General features: G+C 64.5%; 17 protein-coding genes and 2 tRNA genes. 1 reads left to right on the plus strand and 18 read right to left on the minus strand.

What is annotated here, in order from left to right; genetic code table 11:
- Nucleotides 1-51: 51 nt before the first annotated feature.
- The 17 genes from B5D13_RS07345 to B5D13_RS07425 form a co-directional block, all read right to left on the minus strand.
- Nucleotides 52-1,071 carry an NAD(P)H-dependent glycerol-3-phosphate dehydrogenase gene (locus B5D13_RS07345; RefSeq protein ID WP_078687673.1) on the minus strand — a complete coding sequence of 340 codons (1,020 nt, stop codon included), beginning with the start codon at nucleotides 1,069-1,071 and terminating at the stop codon, nucleotides 52-54.
- A 3-nt stretch (nucleotides 1,072-1,074) separates the two neighbouring features.
- Nucleotides 1,075-1,758, minus strand: coding sequence for a glycerol-3-phosphate 1-O-acyltransferase PlsY (plsY, locus tag B5D13_RS07350; RefSeq protein WP_234970792.1), 684 nt, complete (start codon nucleotides 1,756-1,758; stop codon nucleotides 1,075-1,077).
- Nucleotides 1,759-3,078, minus strand: a complete 1,320-nt coding sequence (gene der / locus B5D13_RS07355; protein WP_078687674.1) for a ribosome biogenesis GTPase Der — start codon at nucleotides 3,076-3,078, stop codon at nucleotides 1,759-1,761.
- 99 nt (nucleotides 3,079-3,177) lie between these two features.
- Nucleotides 3,178-4,617, minus strand: a complete 1,440-nt coding sequence (locus B5D13_RS07360; protein WP_078687675.1) for a DUF512 domain-containing protein — start codon at nucleotides 4,615-4,617, stop codon at nucleotides 3,178-3,180.
- Nucleotides 4,618-4,650: 33 nt separating this feature from the next.
- Nucleotides 4,651-5,532: a 4-hydroxy-3-methylbut-2-enyl diphosphate reductase gene (gene ispH, locus B5D13_RS07365; protein ID WP_078687676.1), complete on the minus strand. Its 882-nt coding sequence runs from the start codon at nucleotides 5,530-5,532 to the stop codon at nucleotides 4,651-4,653.
- A 7-nt stretch (nucleotides 5,533-5,539) separates the two neighbouring features.
- Complete coding sequence (gene cmk, locus B5D13_RS07370) at nucleotides 5,540-7,078, minus strand: (d)CMP kinase (RefSeq protein ID WP_078687677.1); 1,539 nt, start codon at nucleotides 7,076-7,078, stop codon at nucleotides 5,540-5,542.
- Nucleotides 7,079-7,765, minus strand: coding sequence for a histidine phosphatase family protein (locus tag B5D13_RS07375; RefSeq protein WP_159444004.1), 687 nt, complete (start codon nucleotides 7,763-7,765; stop codon nucleotides 7,079-7,081).
- Nucleotides 7,758-8,591 (minus strand): pseudouridine synthase, encoded by an 834-nt coding sequence (locus B5D13_RS07380; protein ID WP_369821285.1) that lies wholly within the window; start codon nucleotides 8,589-8,591, stop codon nucleotides 7,758-7,760. The genes B5D13_RS07375 and B5D13_RS07380 overlap by 8 nt, the downstream gene beginning before the upstream one ends.
- Nucleotide 8,592: 1 nt before the next feature.
- Entirely contained in the window at nucleotides 8,593-9,336 is a 744-nt protein-coding gene (gene scpB, locus B5D13_RS07385; RefSeq protein ID WP_078687679.1) for an SMC-Scp complex subunit ScpB, read from the minus strand.
- On the minus strand, nucleotides 9,336-10,154 hold the full coding sequence (locus B5D13_RS07390; RefSeq protein WP_078687680.1) for a segregation and condensation protein A: 819 nt from the start codon (nucleotides 10,152-10,154) through the stop codon (nucleotides 9,336-9,338). The genes scpB and B5D13_RS07390 overlap by 1 nt, the downstream gene beginning before the upstream one ends.
- Entirely contained in the window at nucleotides 10,155-10,817 is a 663-nt protein-coding gene (locus B5D13_RS07395; RefSeq protein ID WP_078687681.1) for a site-2 protease family protein, read from the minus strand.
- 1 nt (nucleotide 10,818) lies between these two features.
- Nucleotides 10,819-11,562, minus strand: coding sequence for a hypothetical protein (locus tag B5D13_RS07400; RefSeq protein ID WP_078687682.1), 744 nt, complete (start codon nucleotides 11,560-11,562; stop codon nucleotides 10,819-10,821).
- Complete coding sequence (locus tag B5D13_RS07405; protein WP_078687683.1) at nucleotides 11,555-13,597, minus strand: ABC-F family ATP-binding cassette domain-containing protein; 2,043 nt, start codon at nucleotides 13,595-13,597, stop codon at nucleotides 11,555-11,557. Before B5D13_RS07405 ends, B5D13_RS07400 begins: the two co-directional genes overlap by 8 nt.
- A gap of 55 nt (nucleotides 13,598-13,652) precedes the next feature.
- Nucleotides 13,653-14,045: a VOC family protein gene (locus tag B5D13_RS07410; RefSeq protein ID WP_078687684.1), complete on the minus strand. Its 393-nt coding sequence runs from the start codon at nucleotides 14,043-14,045 to the stop codon at nucleotides 13,653-13,655.
- Nucleotides 14,046-14,236: 191 nt separating this feature from the next.
- Nucleotides 14,237-15,085: a hypothetical protein gene (locus tag B5D13_RS07415; RefSeq protein WP_078687685.1), complete on the minus strand. Its 849-nt coding sequence runs from the start codon at nucleotides 15,083-15,085 to the stop codon at nucleotides 14,237-14,239.
- A 134-nt stretch (nucleotides 15,086-15,219) separates the two neighbouring features.
- Nucleotides 15,220-15,295, minus strand: a tRNA-Ile gene (locus B5D13_RS07420).
- 44 nt (nucleotides 15,296-15,339) lie between these two features.
- A tRNA-Ala gene (locus B5D13_RS07425) sits at nucleotides 15,340-15,415 on the minus strand.
- Between the two features lie 226 nt (nucleotides 15,416-15,641).
- On the opposite strand from B5D13_RS07425, the gene B5D13_RS07430 reads away from it, so the two are divergent.
- Nucleotides 15,642-16,019 (plus strand): hypothetical protein, encoded by a 378-nt coding sequence (locus B5D13_RS07430; protein WP_078687686.1) that lies wholly within the window; start codon nucleotides 15,642-15,644, stop codon nucleotides 16,017-16,019.
- A 216-nt stretch (nucleotides 16,020-16,235) separates the two neighbouring features.
- On the opposite strand, the gene B5D13_RS07435 is transcribed toward B5D13_RS07430, so the two are convergent.
- Nucleotides 16,236-20,034, minus strand: a 3,799-nt coding sequence (locus B5D13_RS07435; RefSeq protein ID WP_143327764.1) for an InlB B-repeat-containing protein, incomplete at its 5' end; no start/stop codon positions are given.

Raw genomic sequence — 20,034 nt, forward strand, 5'->3', positions numbered from 1 at the left:
ATCCCTCTCTCTATTCGTTTGTTCCGGCCTGGGGCCGGCTCGTTGCAAAGACTAGCGAAGGCCGTAGAACTCCTGGCGCGGGCTGCGCTCGAGGAGAAGGTCAAAGGCCTCGGTAGCTCCAATGTTCTCATACAGGACGGCGTGAACCGCGTTTGTGAGCGGCGTCTCTATGGAAAGCTCGGAAGCGAGCTCCCAGATGCTCTGTGCCGCGCGAGCACCCTCGACGACCATCCCGCTGCGCTCCTCATACTCGGCGAGGGTCACGCCGCGCGAGAGCAACTCGCCGAAGCTGCGGTTTCGCGAGTGCGGACTCGTGCAGGTCGCCACGAGGTCACCCATGCCGGCAAGCCCCATGCAGGTCATCGGGTCGCCGCCGACGGCGGCGACGATACGGCTGATCTCAGCGAGGCCGCGCGTCATCACGACCGCCAGGGCATTGTCGCCCATGCCGTTTCCGGCACAGGCGCCACAGGCAATGGCCACGACGTTCTTGGCGGCAGCACAGACCTCGACGCCCGTGAGGTCAGACGAGCAGTACGTGCGGAAGGTCTTCGAGTGGAAGAGGCTCTGCAGCCTCAGGGCAAGCTCAGCATCGCCTGCCGCCACGACGGCGGCAGACACCATGCCCTGCCAGATCTCCTCGGCGTGGTTCGGGCCAGATAGCGCCGCGACGCGCGAGGGGTTTCCCAGCTCGTCGGCCACGACGTCGGTCATGAGCTTGTGCGATCCGCCCTCGACGCCCTTCGTGAGAACCACGACGGGGCAGCTCTGGTCGGCATGGGGCGCAAGATCGTGCATGACGCCGCGAACGAAGGCCGAGGGAACCGCGACGACGATGCAGTCGGCACCGGCGGCCGCCCCCTCAAGAGAGTCCGTTGCGACGACGTTTTCGGGCAGCACGTAGTCCGAAAGGTGCTTTGGATTCACATGGCGCTCGCAGATCGAGTCCGCGACGGCGACCGTGCGGGCCCACACGCACACCTCGTCGCTGTTGCGGGCCACAAGTCCGGCGGCGGCGGTTCCCCAGCTGCCCGAGCCGATAACGGCGACGCGCCTGAACTCCGAGGCCATGGGCTACCTCCCGTCCTCAGAGGAATCCTTGTGACGAACCGAGAACTTGCGCTCGCTTCCCGCAAGGAGCTTCTTGATGTTGGAGCGATGGGCCCAAACGACCGTGGCGGAGACCAAGCAGAGCGGGACAAGCGCCATGCCCCTCACACCGAACGCCGCGGAGAAGAACGAAAGCGACAGGGCCGCAAAGATCGAGCCAAGGGAAACGTATCCCGAGGGCACGGCCAGAACGATGAAAACGCCGAGCATGGACAATGTGGCATTCCAGCAGAAGCCAAGGCCCGCGCCCAGACCGACGGAAATGCCCTTTCCGCCATGGAAGCCAAGGTAGGGCGAGAACACGTGCCCGAGCACGCAGAGAGCGTAGAGCGACGTGGTCATCCAGCCGAGCTCGGCAGTGGGAAGGGTGCTCGCCCAATCTCCCCCAAAGGCGAAGTGTGCCAGGGCGAGGCGCGACAGCATGATCGCAAGGAAGCCCTTGCCGGCATCGCAGAGCAGGGTCGCCACTGCCGCACCGGCACCCGCAGAGCGAGCGACGTTGGTCATGCCGATGTTTCCGGAGCCGACGTCACGCACGTCAATGTGCGCAGAGACCCTGGCGATGATCAGTCCACAGGGAATGCCACAAACGAGGAAGCAGCCGATCGCGCAGAGCGCGAAGGTGAGAAGAGCGTTGGGGGTGATCACCTAGTCGTCCTTCCTTCGGAACTTGAGCCTGATGGGCGTGCCCTCCAGCGAAAACGTCGCGCGCAGGCGGTTCTCGAGGAAGCGCTCGTAGTTGTCATCGATGAGGTCGGGGGCGTTGCACCAGAAGGTGAACACGGGCGGCTTGTCGCCGGTCTGCGTCGCATAGTGCACCTTGAGGCGACGGTTCTTCTGGGTGATGGTGTGGCCGCTCTCGCGAATCTGGGTGACCAGCTGATTGAGCTGGGAGGTCTTGATGTGGTTCGCGTGGTTCTGTGCCGCGTGCACGGCAGCGGCCAGAACCTTGTCGGTGGCGCGACCGGTGAGGGCAGAGACATTGACAGAGGGGGCCCAGGTAGCGAAGGTCATGCGGGCGTCCAGCGAGTTCACGACGGCGTCGCGCTTCTCGTCAGTGTCGATGAGGTCCCATTTGTTGAGGACGATCACGATGCCGCAGCCGCGGTCGATGGCCATGCCGGCGAGCTTCTGGTCCTGCTCCGTGACGCCGATGGAGGCGTCCACGACGAGCAGGCAGACGTCCGCGCGGTCCATGGCGCCAAGGCCGCGGACGAGGCTGTAGTACTCGACATCCTCGTGCACCTGGGTCTTCTTGCGCATGCCGGCAGTATCGACCAGGCGGAACTTTTGGCCCTTCCACGAAATCATGATGTCGACGGCGTCTCGCGTCGTGCCGGCGACGTCACTGACGATGGAGCGGTTCTTCTTGGCAAGCCTGTTGGTGAGGGAGGACTTTCCGACGTTCGGGCGGCCAATGATGGCGATGTTCAGGGCGTCGTCGTCGAGGGGCTCCTCCTCGACGACGTCTGGGAACGCCGCGACGACGTCGTCCAGAAGGTCGCCGGTGCCGTGGCCGTGGCCCGCGGAGAGAGCGCGCGGCTCGCCGACTCCCAGGGAGTAGTAGTTCCAGTCGTCGAGCATGGTCTCGGGGTTGTCGATCTTGTTGACGACGAGGAAGACCGGCTTCTTCGACTTGCGGACGACGCGAGCGACCTCCTCGTCCTCGTCGGTGACGCCGACGGTTCCATCGACTACGAATACGATGACATCGGCCTCGTCGCATGCCGCGAGGGCCTGCTCGCGGATGCGAGGGGCAAAGACGTCCTTCGACTTGAGAGACTCGATGCCGCCGGTGTCAATAAGGACGAACTCCCTTCCGTTCCAGTCGCAGTCATGGTAGGAACGGTCGCGCGTGACACCGCGCGACTCGTGGACGATGGCGTCGCGGTTGACCGAAAGGCGGTTGACCAAGGTGGACTTGCCCACGTTGGGCCTTCCCACGACGGCAACGACAGGCTTAGACATAAGACTCCTTCGTAGAAATTCTCATCTTGGTCAGTCTACCATCAGTGCAGCTAGGCTATGCACCCGCTCGACGTGCACACCAAGAGTGCGGATAGGCGCTCAGGACTGGCGGAGGGACTCGACGATGTGGGCGGGAGACGGCACGGAGACGACTCCCCTGCCGCCGCGGCGTTCGATCTCGGACATGACATGCGCCTGCGTGTCGCCGTCAAGGGTCATCTTGTCGAAGTTGAACATGACCTCGGGAAGCAGCACGGTCTTTCCCGAGAGGTCCTGCGGAAGCTGGGCGAGAAGGTCGCAGGAGACAATGAGTCCGGTGACGTTGACGTCGCCGCCGTAGTAGTCGTTGCGGATGGCCTGGGCCTCGATGGCAAAGGGGACGCCCGCCTCGCGGGCCACAGACTCCCAGAGCTCAAGGAACACCTGGGTCACTTCGAGCGCGGCCTCGCCACACACGAGCAGGGCGCCGGAGCGGCCGCCTTCTTCGGCCGAGCAGACGCGGAGCGCGGCTTCAGCCAAAAGCTCCGGACGAGATTCCGCGATGTCGGCCCCCTCGTCGAGGAAGCTGCGAAGCATGCCGATGCCATCGTAGAACTGCGGGTATCCGTCATAGCTCTCGGCAGGCGGAACGGGCAGCCTCGCGTCGACATAGAACTCGTCCGAAAGCTGAAAGCGCGTGATGCCAAGACGCTCGCGGGCACGTTGCTGATACGGCTCTATGAGCCTAACGACGGCGCGCGACGCCTCGACGTCCTCTGAGAAGGACTCTGAGAACATCTTCGAATACTTCGTGTAGCCCATGGGGACGAGGGCGAGCGAGGTGACGTTGTCGTGGGCCTCGACCCAGGACAACGTTTTGCGAAGCTCTTCTCCGTCGTTGATGCCGGCGCAGAGCACGATCTGTCCATGGACCTCGATGCCCGCCTCGCAGAGACGCTCAAGCACCTCGATCCCGCGGTCCGCGTTGCGGCCGATGAGTGAGCGCCGGACGTCGGGGGATATTGCGTGGATCGAAACGTTCATGGGCTCCATGCGACACTCGATGATGCGACGCAGGTCCTCGTCGTCGACATTGGTGAGCGTGACAAAGTTGCCCTGGAGGAAGGAGAGGCGGAAGTCGTCGTCGCGAAGCGTGAGCGACGCGCGGGCATCTTCGGGAAGCATGCGCATGAAGCAGAACTTGCAGGCGTTCCTGCACGTGCGGATGCCATCGAAGAGGACGTCGGTAAACTCGACGCCCCAGTCTTGCCCCAGATCGCGCTCGAGCGTGCAGGCGAAGGCTCCCGACTCATCGAGGCCGAGCGCCTCGGGAACGAACACCTCAAGCTCGGCGATCTGGTCAGAGGCCTCCCAGCGCCAGGAGATGATGTCGGTCAGCCTCGCACCGTTGACCGAGTCGATGCGCATGCCGGGCTCGAGCCCGGCCTCCCAGGCGGGGCTGCCGTCCTCGACAAACTTGATCCAGGCGCCGTCGGCGCGCTCCCTGGTCGAGGCGTAGTCGCTTCTCTGCTTGCCGTCGTATGCGAGGTCGCTCGACATGTGCCTCCCCTCTCGCTTCCTAAGTGTAGCCTGCTAGTCCTCGGACTCCGCCGCGGGTACCGACTCTGCGACGGAGCCGCCGGTAAGAGCCCCTATGGTCCTGACGACGTGGTCGATCTGATCCTGCGGGGTGCTCGCGCCAGCGGTGACGCCGATGGTCTGCGCGCCCGCGAACCAGGATCCCTGGAGTTCGTCGGCGTCCTCGATGTGATGCACGCGAGAGCAGGACCCGAGGCAGATCTGGGCCAGCCGGCACGTGTTTGCCGAGACGCGCCCGCCCACCACGACCATGACGTCGGCCTCTGCGGCAAGTCGAGCGGCGGCGGCCTGGCGTCTGGAGGTCGCCTCGCAGATCGTGTCCATAACGCGAACCTCGTCGACCCGACCTATGAGCGCGCTGACCAGCTCGCGCAGACGCGCGCGCGACTGGGTCGTCTGGACGACGAGGCCCACGCGCCTCTTGAGCCTGAGCCCTTCGAGGTCCTCAGGTGCCTGGACAACGGTGGCGCCCGGCGCGTGCCCGAGAGTGCCGAGCACCTCCGGGTGACCTGGCTCGCCGAAGACAAGCACGTCGTAACCCTCGTTGGTAAGCGTCTCGGCCGCGCGATGGGCGCGCACGACGAAGGGGCAGGTGGCGTCGAGGACGGCTTCCGCACTCGAGCGTGCGAGTTCCTCCTCGGCGGGCGTCACCCCGTGCGTGCGGAGCACGAGCGTGCCGCCATCGTACTGGTCGGGAGCGGAGGCGACGCTCACGCCGGAAGCCTCGAGCTCGCCGACGACCTTGGGATTATGGATGAGGGGACCCAGCGTGTGGATGGGACCCCGCGCGTTTGCGGCGGCCTTGCGAACGAGTTCAAGTGCGCGGTTGACGCCGTAGCAGGCTCCCGCCTCGCTGGCAATGACGATTCTGGGCATTTCTCACCTACATCTTTCCGGGATGCTCGCGGCGCAGGTCGTCACGAATGGCGTAGACGCGCTCCATGGCAACGCGCTCCATCTGGGCGCACTGCAGCTTGCGACCCCTCACGCCGAGGGACGAGAACTCGATGGGCTCGCCAGCCCTGACGAAGACGCGACCGAGGCGCTTGAGGTGCTCGCCGCGCGGGGTGATGTCGCGGGCGCCGACGATGGCGACGGGCTGGACGGGGGCCTTGGCCATCTGTGCGATGAGCGCGAAGCCACCATGGATGGTGACTGGCTCGTCGTCGGACTTGACGCGAGTGCCCTCGGGGTAGATGAGGACATCCTCTCCCCTCTCGAGGGCCCACTGTGCGCGGCGGACTGCCTTGAGGTCGGCGGTGCCGCGAGCTACGGGGATTCCGCCGACGCGCGAGAAGAGCCAGGTGGCCGGGGCGATCTTGTCAAACTCGCTCTTGTAAATCGGACGTATGCGCCTACCGTGGAACCATGCGGAGACAACGACGATGATCGGCTCGAGCATCGAAACGTGGTTCATGACGATGACGCGGCCGTGCTCGCCGTCCCAGAGGCCGTCGGACCCCTCAATATGCCAGGGCCAGAGAATCTTGGTGAGCAGGCCGAGCAGGCAGACGACGAAGCCCAGCAGCGCGCGAGCGGGCAGCGGGTACTCGCGCATGGCGTGGTCGTAGTAGTCCACGTAGGCGTTGCCACGGAAGGCATGCAGGCGGCCCGAGGGGGCGCCGCCGCGCTTGGACACGTGCCTCGAACCGCCGGAGCCGGATCGATTGGGCTTGGGAGCGGACTTGGAGGCACCATCGGGGGCGAGATTCGCCTTGGGAGCGGACGATGCCTTGGCGCGAGCGGCCTCCATCAGATCTACCACGCGCTGGATCACCTGCTCGAGCGTGAGGTCGGACGAGTCGATGACCACCGCGTCGTCGGCAGGGCGCAGCGGGGACTCCTTGCGAGTCGAGTCAAGTTGGTCGCGACGCCTGAGGTCCTCGAGTATGCGCGCCTCCTGGGCAGCGTCGGCTGCGGCGGAAGCGTCCCTGGCGGCATCGCCGCCCTCGCGCTGCACGGCCCTGCGATGCGCGCGGGCCTTTGCGTCAGCGGTGAGAAACACCTTGACCTCGGCATCGGGAAAGACGACGGTGCCGATGTCGCGACCCTCGGCCACCACGTCGCCCGAACCGGCAATCTGGCGCTGGCGATCGACGAGGGCGGCTCGAACCGCAGGGACGGCGGACACGGCGGAAACGTTGCGGTCGACCTCGGGGGTGCGAATCTGGTCGGTAACGTCCTCGCCGTTCACGATGACCGTCTGGCCGGAGGCAGAGCTGCCAAACAAGATGGAGCAGTCCTTCTCGACCGACGCGACGGCCTTGGCGTCCGACACGTCCACGCCCGCACGCAGGCACAGGAGCGTGACGGAGCGATACATCGCGCCCGTGTCGAGGAAGGTGAGGCCGCAGCGCCCGGCGATTGCGTGGGCCACGGTGGACTTGCCGGAGCCGGCGGGTCCGTCAATTGCGACTATCACTTATCTATCACTCCCGGAGATATTGGTGGTTGAGGTGCTATCGGCACCCAAGAGCTGCGGATTCTGCGTGCGGCGAATAACTTCCTCGGGGGCAAGGCCAAGGCCAGCGAGGGAGAACGTGTCGCCGTTGCAGGTAAGGACCTGCGAGCTGACGTTGGGGATCACAAGGTTCCAGAACGTCTGAAGCGGCGTGTCGAAGGCCGCCCCCAGGAAGGCGCGGGTGAATGCGCCGTGCGCCACGAGCGAGGTGCGACCAGAAAGAGGCCTGAGCTCGTCGAGCAGACGCTTGCAGCGCTCGTACATGTGCTCGAACGACTCCGCGCCCGGCGCCGCGACGGAGTGGCCGTCCTCGTCAAGCCTCCAGGGGAAGTCATAGCCCATCTGACGCGCCTCGAGGACCGTCTTGCCCTGGAGCGAGCCGAACTCGATCTCGGCGAGGTCCGGCTTCACGACGCACTTGATGCCGAGGCGACTGGCGGCCTCCTCGGCGATGGACTTGCAGCGAGAAAGCGGCGAGCACCAGATGCGGTCGGGTTCCCAGGCGACGATGGCCTCGATGGCCCGGTACATCTGCTCCTCTCCCTCAGGCGTCAGGTCGACGTCATCGCGTCCCGACAGCTGCAGAGCCTTGTTAGCCCGCGTCTGCGGATGCCTGGTGAGAAGAATGCGATGCTCTGTTCTAGCCAAGATGGTCCTCCTTTGCCCGCGCTCGGGCACCAGGCGCCTTGCCCGAGCGAGCGATCTCAAGTATTTCCTGCCGTTCGCGCTCGCTGAGCGGGCGCCACTCCCCCGGAAGCAGTCCCGCGAGTTCAAGGGGTCCAAACTGGTCGCGATGAAGCCTCACGACCTCGTGACCCACCTGTTTGAGCATGCGCTTCACCTGGTGCTTCCTGCCCTCGTGGATGCGCAGCGAGACGACCGAGTGGCCATAGGGAAGCCCCTCGGGGATGACGGGGGTGGCCCTTGGGTCGTCCGCGGCGAGAGATTCTGCCTCGGCGGGAGCCGAGACGCCGTCGTCGAGCGGCACGCCCTCACGAAGGCGACGGAGCTGGTTGGGGGTTGGCATTCCCTTTACCAGCGCGACATAGCGCTTCCAGACGTGATGCGACGGGTGGAGCATCTGGTTGCCGAGCTCACCGTTGGTAGTGAAGAAGAGCAGCCCCGTCGTGTCGCCGTCGAGCCTGCCAACCGGGAACAGCCCCGGATAGCGGTCCGTCGGGACCAGGCTCGCAACACAGGGCCTGCCCTGGGGATCGCTCATCGTGGTGATGTATCCGCCGGGCTTGTACAGCACGAGGTAGGCGTGGTCCTCGGCGAGCGTGTGAACGACGCCGTCGACGGTCACAACGTCGACGGCGGGATCGACCTTGGTGCCAAGCTCGGTCACCACGACTCCGTTGACGGCGACGCGCCCGGCCGTCATGAGGTTCTCGGAACCCCTGCGGCTCGCGACGCCAGCACGCGCCAGGAACTTCTGGAGGCGCATGGTGTACGAGATTTCCTGCTTATACACGCTACTCCCCGCCCCCTTCGGACGCCGCCTGCGCCTCGGGCGACGCGATGCCTTCGCTCGCGTCGGCGTCGTCGGAGTCCGAGGAATCGTCATCGTAGCCCTCACCCAAGAGCTCGCGCTCATCATCGATGTCAGCTGAGGCCTCCTCAAGCGTCGAGGAGATGGCACTGCCCGAGAGGCGCTCGCGGATGAACCGCTTTGACTCCTCGTCGGGGGCAAAGTCCTCGAGCGGCGGAAGCTCGCGCAGGCTCTTAAGGCCAAAGGTCTCGAGGAAGCGCTGGGTGGTGCCATACAGGATGGCGCGGCTGCGATCGCCCTCGTGTCCCACCTCGCGAACCAGTCCCTTGTCGCGCAGCGACGCAATGACACCGTCGGAGTTGACGCCCCGGACGGCCCTCACGCCTTCGCGCGTCACCGGCTGGTGGTACGCGATGACCGCGAGCGCCTCGAGGGCCGCCTGCGAGAGGTGGCGGGTGTCCCAGGAGAGAACGTACTTCTCGACCGCCTCGTGGTTGGCGGGGTGCGTGAAGAGCCTCCAGCCGCCGGCGACCTCGCGCAGCTGGAAGCCACGGTTTGCGCTCTCGTACTCAGCGGAGAGGTCGGCGAGCGCAGCCGCCACCTCTCCGGGTGCCACGCCCAGGACCTTCGCGAAGTCGGTTGCCGGAACGGCGTCGGAAGAGACGAGGAGAAGGGATTCGAGCACGCTCTTGAGCGACTCGCCGTCAATGTGATCGAGGTCAAGCACTAGAGATCCTCCTCTATGCTGGTTAGGTCGGATTTATCAAGCTCGAAGGGAGGCGCCCCCTCGACGCGGGCAATGTCAATCTCGCCGAAGGTCTCGGCCTGGCTCAGCGTGACCGAACCGCGCTTGCTGAGCTCGAGGATGGCCAGAAACGTCGCGACTACGGTCTCGGGCTTGAGGTCGCCGTCCAGAAGCTCGGTGAAGCTCACGAGCGGGTGGTTGCGCGTGACGCGGTCGACCGAGGCGACAGTGAGCGCAATGGGAAGGCGCCTGGGCGCAACGTGCTCGGCCTCGAGGAGGAAGCTCTCGCGACGGCTGTCGAGGTCGGCGCAGATGACGGCAAGCGAGCGCAGCGTGATTCCCTCGAGGTAGTCGGGCATGAGGCCCAGGAAGTCCGGGTCGGGGCCCGCGGTGCGAGGCTCCATGCGCCCCTCGGCCTCCATGCGACTGCCGAGCGCGGCCGCCGCGTTGCGGAACTGCTTGTAGGCGATGAGGCGGGCGATGAGCACCTCGCGAGCCTCATCGGACGAGAGGTCGGAAAGGTCGTCGTCCTCATCGTCCTCGTCGACGACGCGCGAGGACCCGACGTCGTGCGTGGGGACGAGCGAGGACGCCTTCATCTCGAGCAGCGTTGACGCCACCAGCACGAAGTCGCTGGCGACCTCGAGGTCGAGCTCGCCCATGTTCTGGACCTCGGCGAGGTACTGGTCGGCCACCTCTGCGATCGATATGGAGCCGATGGCGACCTTCTGGCGGCTGACGAGCTGGAGCAGAAGGTCGAACGGCCCGGTAAACGCCTTCGTCTTTACCTTGTATGACACCTATGCCCCCATCAGGAAGGAATACGCGCTGCCGGCGGTGCAGTAGAGCAGCTGGCCAACAGGGTCGAAGCCCAGTACGGACGGCAGCACATACAGCGCGACGAGGAGGATCGGCATGGAGTAGCGCTGAACGCGGTAGTAGGTGCGCCGAGCCTCGCCGTCGAGCAGCGGAGAGATGATCGAGGAGCCGTCGAGAGGCGGAAGCGGGATGAGGTTGAAGAACATGAGCGTCAGGTTGATGTAGACGTAGGAGGCCACGACCGAGAGCAGCTGGTAGCCAAGGAGGTCGCCCGTCCACGCGGCGTCAAGCGCCCTGAAGGCCAGCGAACCCACGACGGCCTGGATGAAGTTGCAGGCGGGACCGGCAAGCGCAACAAAGACCTCGTCGCGCTTGGGCTTACGAAGGTTGTTCGGGTTGTACGGGACCGGAATGGCGAACGCGAAGACGGGGCCGCCCACGAGAGACATGAGCAGCGGGAGGACGACGGAACCGAAGGGATCCAGATGGCGAGCGGGATTGAGGGAGATCCTGCCCGCGCGCTTGGCCGTATCGTCGCCGAGCCTGTACGCGGCCCAGGCATGGGCCACCTCGTGTAGTACGACGGAGACAACGACGATGGCGAGCGAAACGACTGCCCGTATAATAGAGGCGCTGTTGAGCACGCTACCCCCTCAGGTCCCGCGCCTTGCGCACGAGGACCCAGTCAAGAATGAACAGGATGATTGCCGCGACCACGAAGTCGCCGCGGAGGTTGCCCCCAAACGGCGTCTCGTAGACGAAGACGCCCGAGAGCACGGAGGGCATCCAGGAGGTGGCGCGGTTTGTGACATCAATAACGAAGATGCGAGAAGAGCCCGTCACGAACGCGTTGGCGATGACGAGACCGGACAGGAGAAGGGCACAGAGCCTGCATGCGATCGCAAGCAGTCGGCAGCAAAGGGCTCCGGCGGCGCTTCCCGCACGACGGGCCATGGGGTGAGACCCGCCCGCCCGCGAACCCGGAACGTACGCCTGCTGCTCGGGACTCTCCTGCAAGGCGGGTGCGACCCGGGCGTAGCGCGGGTCAACCTGAGGCTGTGGCCTCCTCAGAACGGGCCCGCGTACCGCGGGGTCAGCCTGGCCATAGCCCTGCGAGTAGCCCAACTGCCGCTCGCAGCCCTGAGGATACTGCTGCGGATAGCCCGGCTGTCCGTAGCCCTGGGGCACATATGCCTGCTGGTAGGGGTCGTTAGGGACATCACGGTACTGCGTGGGCGGCACGGCGTTGCCGGAGCGAAGAACAGTCTTGCCCAGGTCATCGCCCTGAGGCTGGATGTTTTCCAGGGGCTTTGGGGCAACCCTGCGCGTCGGCTCAGACGCCGACGCGGCATCGGTCTGTTCCCAACCAGAAGTGGAGTGCTTAGGCATTCGAGCCCCCCTCGATCTTCTCGGTCAGCTCCAGCCACTCCTCCTCGAGGGCCGGAATCTTCTTGGACAGCGCATTGTACTCCTTCATGCACTGGTCGAACTTGGCGGCGTCGTTATAGAGCTCCTCGTCCGCCATGAGCGCCATCAGCTCCTTATAGCGGGCCTGGGCAGGCTTGAGGGCGGCCTCGACCTGCTTAAGGCGCTTCTTCTCTTCCCGCACGGCCTTGTTCGCGGCGTTTCGGGCCTCGGCCTCGGCGCGGCGCTGCTCCTTCGTCTTCACGTTGCGCGTCTTTGGGACGGAGAACTTGGCCGCGGGCGCGTCGGAGCCGGCACGATCCGCAGGTCTGCCAACGGCCTGCGAGGACGAGGCCCGAGGGAAGTCGTCTCCCGAGGCGCGGGCCTCGAGCTCGGCACGCTTATAGAGGTAGTAGTCATAGTCGCCGTCGTAGAGCGTCACCTTGTGGTCGCGAACGTCGACGACCTTGTTGGCAACCGCGCGAACGAGGTGCTCGTCATGACTAATGAGGACGATGGTGCCCGGAAAGGCCTTCAGGGCGTCCTCGAGCACGTCGACAGAATCGATATCGAGATGGTTGGTCGGCTCGTCCAGACACAGCAGTGGGTCGGGCGCCACGAGCATGCGGGCGAGGGCAAGGCGGGCACGCTCGCCGCCGGACAGGACGCCAACGGGCTTCTCGACGTCGTCGCCATGGAAGAGGAAGGCGCCCAGGAGCCTGCGCTCGTCCGAAGAGGTCCAGCCGGGCGCGGCCTCGTCCATCTCCTGCATGACCGTATGGGCCTCGTTGAGGGTCTCCAGCTGATGCTGGGCGTAATAGGCCTGCGTGACGTTCTGTCCGAGGTGCACGGAGCCAGCCGTGGGCCGCTCGTGACCGTTTATGAGCTTCATGAGCGTCGACTTGCCGGCACCGTTGGGGCCGACAAGAGCGACGTGGTCGCCGCGATAGAGTTTGAGGTTCACGCCATCGTAGACGACGTTGTCCTCATAGTGCTTGGATATGCCCTCGAGGGCCACGACCTCGTCACCGGTGCGCGGCGGATCCGGGAAGCGGAAGTGGACCTTCTTGGAGCTCTCGGGCAGGACGACGAGCTCCTCTTTTACCCTTTCGAGCTTCTTGATGCGCTCCTGCACCTGCTTGGCCTTGGTCGGCTTGTAGCGGAAGCGCTCTATGAAGACCTCCATGTGCTGGATGTCGCGCTCCTGCGCAGCACGCTTGGCACGCAGCTGCTCGAGGTTGTCCTCGCGCTGCCTGAGGTAGCTCGAGTAGTTGCCGGTATAGGTCATCAGGCGCTTGTTCTCGAGCGAGGCCACGTGACTCACGCAAGCGTCCATGAACGAGCGGTCGTGGCTGACCAGGAGCACGGCACCGTCGTAGGACGAGAGGAACTGCTCGAGCCACTTGACGCTCTCGAGGTCGAGGTGGTTGGTGGGCTCGTCGAGGAGGAGAAGGTCGGGATGCCTCAGTAGGAGCTTGGAGAGCGCGATGCGCATCTGCCATCCGCCGGAGAACTCCTTGGCGGGCTTGTCAAAGTCCTCGACGGGAAAGCCGAGGCCGCCGAGGATCTGGCGGGCACGGGCCTCGAGCTCGTAACCGCCAAGGCGCTCGAAGCGGTCCTGGGCGTGACCGTAGCGCTCGAGAAGAGCCTCGTAGTCGTCGTCCGAACCGCCGGATGCAAGCTCTTCTCCCCTGCGCGCGATCTCGGCCTCCATGTCACGAATCTGCGCCTCGAGGCGCTTGATCTCGGTCTGGGAGTCGACGACCTCGGCAAGCGCCGACTTGTCGCCGGCGAGCTTGGACTCCTGTTCGAGATAGCCAATCGAGGCGTCCTTCTGGAACGACACGGTGCCCTCGTCGGCCGACTCCTGGCCCATGAGGATCTTGAGCAACGTGGTCTTGCCGGCGCCGTTAGGACCAACGAGGCCCCAACGCTCACCGGCGTTGAGTTGCAGCGTTGCGGCCGCGTACAGAACACGGCCGCCAAATGACTTCGTGATGTTGCTTGCTAGTGCAATCAAGTGAAACCCTTTTCTTACTGGGCGTGAGGCTGGTGCATGGGTGATGCGGGACGCATTACTTGTCGGCCGTCAGGTGGATGGCGAAGCCGCCAATCTGCTCCTTGAAGTACACCAGACGGCAGGAGCCATCGGGGTAGTTGGCGCGGGAGTCCCAGTTGACCTCGTAGCCATGGTCCTCGAACCAGGCGCAGGCGGCCTCGATGTCGTTGACGTGGAATCCAATGTGGCCCTTGTCGCCACGACCGTTCTGCTTCATGACCTCGACGAGGGAACCGGCGAAGAACGAGGGCGGCTGCTCCTGCTTGGGAAGGGACATGAGTCGGCCGAAGTCATCGACGATGCTTTCGGCGTCAGCGGGGTCCGTGGCATTGATTCCGACATGGGCGACGTACATGTCGAAAAGCTCTACCGGGTCCTCGTTCGGCTGGCAATCGTTCAGGTCTGACATCTGGCTCCTCCCCTTGGCCCCGCCGTCGACGGGACGCTGCGTCCGTCTCGCCTTCCTGACGAGAATTCATCCCTTGAATTATACGGAAGCGCGGACGGACGCGCAGGCAGCCGAGAAAGGCTACCCATAAGAATCACGGGCGCGACCAAGGGCGCGATGTCATGTGAGGAGGACGGCTCAAGGATCGTTGCTCACTGGCGCCGGAAGACCGAATCCTTGTCGGTGAGGATGTCGTGCGCGAGCCGCCAGTCGGGACAGCCGCACTCCACTATCTGGTGGGTCTTTTGGGCCCGTTCGACAGGATCGTCCTCGTCGGCACACACGTGGTCGGCAAGTGCCCGCGCGAAGGCGTAGGCCATGCAATGCGGCGGGAACGGAATGAGGTCGCGCGACAGCCAGACGTTGGAGCCCCTCTGATCAATATATATGAGACGGTCGTGGGACTCGCGTGCCCTAAAGGTATACCTCCCCTCGAGCGAAACCCCAGCCCGCTCGCTCACCTGTGCGCAGAGTCCAAGTGCGTTGCGAACAAGGATGTCGTCAGCCCAACTAATGAACGAACCGCGGCGCTGCTCGAAGCTGCCGGTCTGGATAACGAACAGCTCGACGAGCGATACCTGGGTGACGACGCGCACGCCGACGTTGGCGCGGCCACGAGAGGCATAGTGCATCTGTCCCATAGCTTGGGGATAGACGCGCAGCATAAAGGGTCGCCCGTAGACGTAGGCGACGTCGCCGGTCTGGTAGCGGCAGTGCGTTGACGGACTCTTGCGGTAGCGCCGGCGCATGTCAGCCATGACGTCGCGAGCAGCGGGCAGCCATTGGTTGACGAAGGCGATGAGCTGCTTGTTAGTTGCCCGGCAATCCGTAAAGAGCGTCGGAGTGGCGCTGGGCGGCTCGAAGGCAAAGTAGGTCTCGGGAACATCCGTGCGGCAGACGGGGCAGTCGATGCCATCAAAGGAGATGGCGCCTATCAGCCCGGGAGACGGGCGCTTCTCGCCCGACGTCTGCGGGCGCGTGCTGTTTTGGGGATCATCCATTGCGGCCTCCCGTCGCGCGTTTACCCAAGTATGGACCGTGAATAGGGCCGCGCGGGTCGTAAACGAGAGAGAAACGGACGAGCGGCTGATACAAAAGCAGGCCGACGGAAAGAAACCGCCGGCCTGGGAGCTGTTGGTGGGCCCACCAGGATTCGAACCTGGGATGAAGGGATTATGAGTCCCCTGTGTTAACCGCTGCACTATAGGCCCAAGATGAAAAAAGGCGACGGATTTACCGCCGCCCCTAGTTTACATGGTGGAGATAAGGGGGTTCGAACCCCTGACCTCATGACTGCCAGTCATGCGCTCTCCCAGCTGAGCTATATCCCCGTCCGTTGGTGCGATAGCTACTATAAGAAAACACCCGAGTGGGGTCAAGCGATAATTTTCAATTATTAGAAAGCCTGTGAACGAGCTGTGAATACTCCAGCTCAAAAGCAGGTACACTGTAGCCGTTGGCAATAAGAAGACCGCCGGCCCCGCCCGACGGAAGAGAGAAAGAGCCCGCCCGGGACTGCGATTCCCCGGGTACGGCGCTTTGGTTTGGAGAAGCAAAGTGGCAGCAGAGTGCAGAAACCTCAAGATGGCGTGCATTGCGGCGCTCATTTTTGGAATCGTCAGCTTCGCGGCAGGCGTCTTCTACATTGTCGTCGCTCCGACGACGACGCAGTCGTACGTGGTCGCGGCAGACGGCCTGGCCCTCGCCTACATGGGCTTCCAGGGCGCCCGCAGGATCAACGTCCCGTCGAACGCCCCCGCAATCATGAACATGTGCTCGGTGATCGTGCTGGTCTCGTTCGTGTGCGCGGCCTTCCTCATGCTCAACCACGAGAAGATCATCCTTCAGGTGGTCATCGGAGGCATCGGGCTCGTCCTCTCGCTCCTGGCGTTCGTTCTGGCGCGCAAGATCAGCAACATCCAGAAGTCGATGTAAACAGTCGAAAAGCATTCACGCTCTCAGTCGAGGCGCCGTCCCTAGGGGCGGCGCCCTTTTGTACGACGAACAGTACGAGGACGCGCACCCGGCCCTACCGAGCGGATGCGAGGAGTGGAAACCTCACGCACCCGCCTCCTCGTTTGGGGAGGCGGGTGCGATTTGAACGGTCCGCCAGCCGAGAGTTGGGGCGGACCGCAGGAGACGTTGGAGCCGCTAAGGCTCCTGGCAAAGCCGACGGTACGCGCCCGCGGCGACGAATGCAACACCAAGGAGTGCTGCGAATCCGGCAAGGTCGGAAGCAAGGTCGCCCGTCTGCGGGATGCGCTCACCAGCGTACTTGAAGCGTCTGCCGCGCGCGAGCCTGGCAGCGTCCTCCGCGTAGTTGCCCCAGACGGGCTCGAAGATGATATCTGCGGTCATAGGCGTGTTGAAGATGGCATCGGGGTCCTCAACGTAGGTGGTAACGCCGTTGATGGTAATCAACCAGCCCTTGAGGTAATAGCCAGGCGTCACATCAATCCCGACGGCTTCGTGCGGAATCGTGAAGCCGTACTCGATGGCCTCGGGGTCGATGGTGACGCTGCCGCCGGGCTGGACGCCTCCGACGACGCTAGGCGTGTGCTTCTCGATGTCCCAGACCGCGTAGAGCGTGATATCGGAGCCGTCGGCGAGGGCCGCGAGCAGGTACATGGCCGTGCGCGGGTCGTCAAGGTCGCCGAAGAGACCGTCGTCAAGCTCGCCAGCCGCAAGAAGCGTGAGGGCACGCATAAGCTGCTCGTCGCTGATGTCAGGCTCGGTCGCATCGGGCGAGAAGCTCCAGCCGAGGAACTTTGCGTTGCGGCGCGAGAAGCCGGTCTTGCCCAGCTGGAAGTCGGGATCGTCGTAGGTGTACTCGACGTCTTCCATCCGACCGGTAGCAACGGGATCGTTCTTGTCGAAGTGCAGGTTGTAGACATTCTGAATCCAAACCGGCTTGAGAATGGAGTCGTGGTCGGGCATGGTGTAGGCGCCGCCGGGCTCGTACACGTTGCCGTCCTCGTCCTCCCAGCCGCCAAGTGTGTAGCCGTTGCGCTTGACGTCGTCCTCGGTCGGGAGCGTGATGATGGAGTCGGTTCCGTAGGTGAACGTGCGCGGCAGCGTGTCGGTGGAGGTCTCAGCCTCGTCCTCACGAACACCGAAGCTGCCGTCGTAGGTGCTCCAGCTGCCCTCGCCGCGACCGTCATCGTCGAGGCCAGAGGCGTCGTCGGTCCACGTGCCCCTGTTGGGGTCGAGCGTGAGCGTGTGGTCGTTGGCGATGTAGTATAGCCACAGGACCGTCGACTCGTCGCCGTTGAGGTTGTCCTTGGGATGGCTGTAGACCAAAGTGCCGTCCGCAAGCGTGATGGGCGTGTCGGGATCGACGATCACAGTGTAGCCGGTGAAGCCCCCGTGGGTCTCGGTGTCGAACGGGATAGCGGTCACGGTGGTGTCGGTGGTGCCGGTGAGGTTCTCGATGACCTCCTCGAGAGTGACCTTGTCACCCGTGACGCGGATGTGGCGGACGATGTAGGGCGTATCAATATTTGCGGTATAGAAGAACTTGAGCGCAAGCGTTCCTTCGCCGTCAAGGTTTGCGGCGGAGAGGCCCGTATCACCCTCGCCGTTGTCATAGTCGCTCACGTAGGTGTATCCGGGGTAGTAGCCCGCGGGCTTCTCCCCTGCCGTGACCTGGGCGTTGTTGATGTCATCGTCGGTTGCCGCAGGATCATAGGTGTGCGTAACGTTGCCGTCGGCATCGACCACGTAAGAGCCGTCGGTGATGCCCGTGAACTCACGTGTGTCACCCTCGACCTCGTGGGCCACGCCGTCGGCGTCGACGAGGTAGTGCGTGACAGTGTACGTCGTGTCGCTGCGCGCACGCCAGATAGCGTAGAGCGTGACCTGCGAGGTGGGCATCAGGAAGGTGCCGTCGGGCTCGATGAACATCGCGTTGGGCATCTCAAACGTCGGGTTCTCGTCAGCGAAGGCGCGTAGGAGCATGGCAAGCAATGATGCGCCGCCAAGCTGGTCGCCCTCCCCGGCATCCGGGTCGACGAACTCGCCGTTCTCGACGCTCTCGAGCCTACGGGCGGTCTCGACGGAACGCTCTCCGCGGGCGCTCGGACCCATGGCGCCGTCAGCGACCAGCGACCAACCGACCAGGTCGTAGCCGGCGCGGGTCGGGAGAACGTAGCCGAGCGTGGCGAGGACCTCGGAAATCTTCAGCGTAGACTCAGAGGTCTCGTTGCTCACGAAGTTGCCAAGGCTCCAGGAGCCGTTGCCGTCGGAGTCTCCGGCAACGATCTCGAGCCTGACGTCGATGCGCGCGGCGTAGTACAGGTTGAGGACCATTGAGCCGTCGCCCAGGACGACGTCGACGTCGTGCGAGACGTAGGTCACGCCGTTCACGTCCGTGAACGTCTGCTTATACTCGTAGCCCACGAAGTCCGGATCGTAAGCTTCGTCGCCCTCGACACCGGAGCGCTTGCGGGAGATGGCGGGAGTATCGGTGCCCTTGGAGATGATCTCAACGATGAGGTCCTTCTCGACGCCGTCGCCGGTGACGCGGTGGTGGTTGACCGTGTAGGTGGAGTTCTCGTCCGCGAAGTAGTACAGGACAAGGATCATGTCACCCGTGCCGTCGATGTTGCCGGAGGCCACCGTCATGTAGCTGTTGCCGAGGAGGTCGCTGTAGGTTACGCCGTCCTTGATGTAGTGGTATCCAGCCATGACGATGTTGTCGTGCGTGCGCCACTTGGGCGTTCCGATGCTGGTGTCCGCGTCGGCGATCGCCTCCTCGTCGGTCACACCCGTGCGCTCGATGCGATTGGCGACGATGAAGGCGCTGCCATCATGATTTCCGTGCTCGATCGGCGTGTTGTCGCCGCTACGAGGAATCGTGCCGTCCTGCTCGAGGGCGATAACCCGGCCGTCGGCCGTGATGACGTAGCGCTCGACGTAGTACGTGGTATCGTCGTTAGCCTTCCACACGGCATGGAGCGTCACAGTCGCGTCCGTGGGCACGAAGTAGGTCGTACCTTGGACAGAGAAGTGCTTACCGGCCGCTGGGTCGTCGGCCGTGCTGGACGCAACCGTATCGGCCTTCGAGCGAGAGTCGTTGCCCTTGGCCGTTGCGGCGATGGGATCCGTCGACCAGCCGACGAGCGTGTAGCCGGGGCGCGTTACGTCCGCCGTGCCGGGAAGCGTGAAGGTCGAGCCGGTAAGATGATCGGCGCTGGGATCGCCGGCGACCCAGGAGCTGTCAATCTCTCCGCTCGCGAGCTCAGCCCCGCCTTTGTCAAAGATGATGTGCGTGGCATCGGGCGTGTAGTAGAGCGAGAGGCGCATGAGGCCATCGCCCGAGATGCCGTCGGTCGCAATGGTAGCGTAGGTGGTCTCGACGCCCGTCACCTTGCTCCTGGCAGTGTACGGGTGGCTGTGATCTGCATAACTATAGCCAGGGCGCGCTGTGTTGTCGTGATTGATCCAGCTCTTTTCAGGGTCGGCCGTCGCTGCGTCGGCGACCGCATACTCGTCGGTGACGCCCTGGTGGGAGACGCGCTGGCCGGCCGCGTAGGCGGCCGGGTCGGCCTGGGCGACGACGTTGCCGTCCGCGTCGCGCTCGACGGTGCCGTCGGCCCTGAGGGCGATGAGGTCGCCGTCGCCGGTGACGACGTAGCGCTCGACGTAGTAGGCCGTGTCGGTGTCGGCGCTCCAGACCGCGTAGAGGGTGACCTCGGAGGCGGTGGGCGCCACGTAGGAGCCGCCGGCGGCGGTGAAGGCCTTGCCGGCGGAGCTCGTGCGGCCGGCCAGGGCCGCCGCGGCCTGGGCGGCGGAGCGGCTGGCGAGGCCGGTGGAGGTGCCGACGTCGGTGCCGGAGACGGTCCGCTGCGTCGTCCAGCCGACGAGCGTGTAGCCCGCGCGGGAGATCGAGGAGGCGACCGTGGAGGCGCCGTTGGGCAGGGTCACGGTCTGGTCGGTCAGCACGTCCACG

The sequence above is a fragment of the Olsenella sp. KH1P3 genome (genome assembly GCF_900167315.1).
GTDB classification, from domain to species: Bacteria; Actinomycetota; Coriobacteriia; order Coriobacteriales; family Atopobiaceae; genus Olsenella_J; species Olsenella_J umbonata_A.

Coding starts and splice junctions, on each gene's coding strand:
- B5D13_RS07345 (WP_078687673.1), bottom strand. CDS start 1,071: ATGGCCTCGGAGTTCAGGCGCGTCGCCGTTATCGGCTCGGGCAGCTGG.
- der (WP_078687674.1), bottom strand. CDS start 3,078: ATGTCTAAGCCTGTCGTTGCCGTCGTGGGAAGGCCCAACGTGGGCAAG.
- B5D13_RS07360 (WP_078687675.1), bottom strand. CDS start 4,617: ATGTCGAGCGACCTCGCATACGACGGCAAGCAGAGAAGCGACTACGCC.
- ispH (WP_078687676.1), bottom strand. CDS start 5,532: ATGCCCAGAATCGTCATTGCCAGCGAGGCGGGAGCCTGCTACGGCGTC.
- B5D13_RS07400 (WP_078687682.1), bottom strand. CDS start 11,562: ATGCCTAAGCACTCCACTTCTGGTTGGGAACAGACCGATGCCGCGTCG.
- B5D13_RS07410 (WP_078687684.1), bottom strand. CDS start 14,045: ATGTCAGACCTGAACGATTGCCAGCCGAACGAGGACCCGGTAGAGCTT.
- B5D13_RS07415 (WP_078687685.1), bottom strand. CDS start 15,085: ATGGATGATCCCCAAAACAGCACGCGCCCGCAGACGTCGGGCGAGAAG.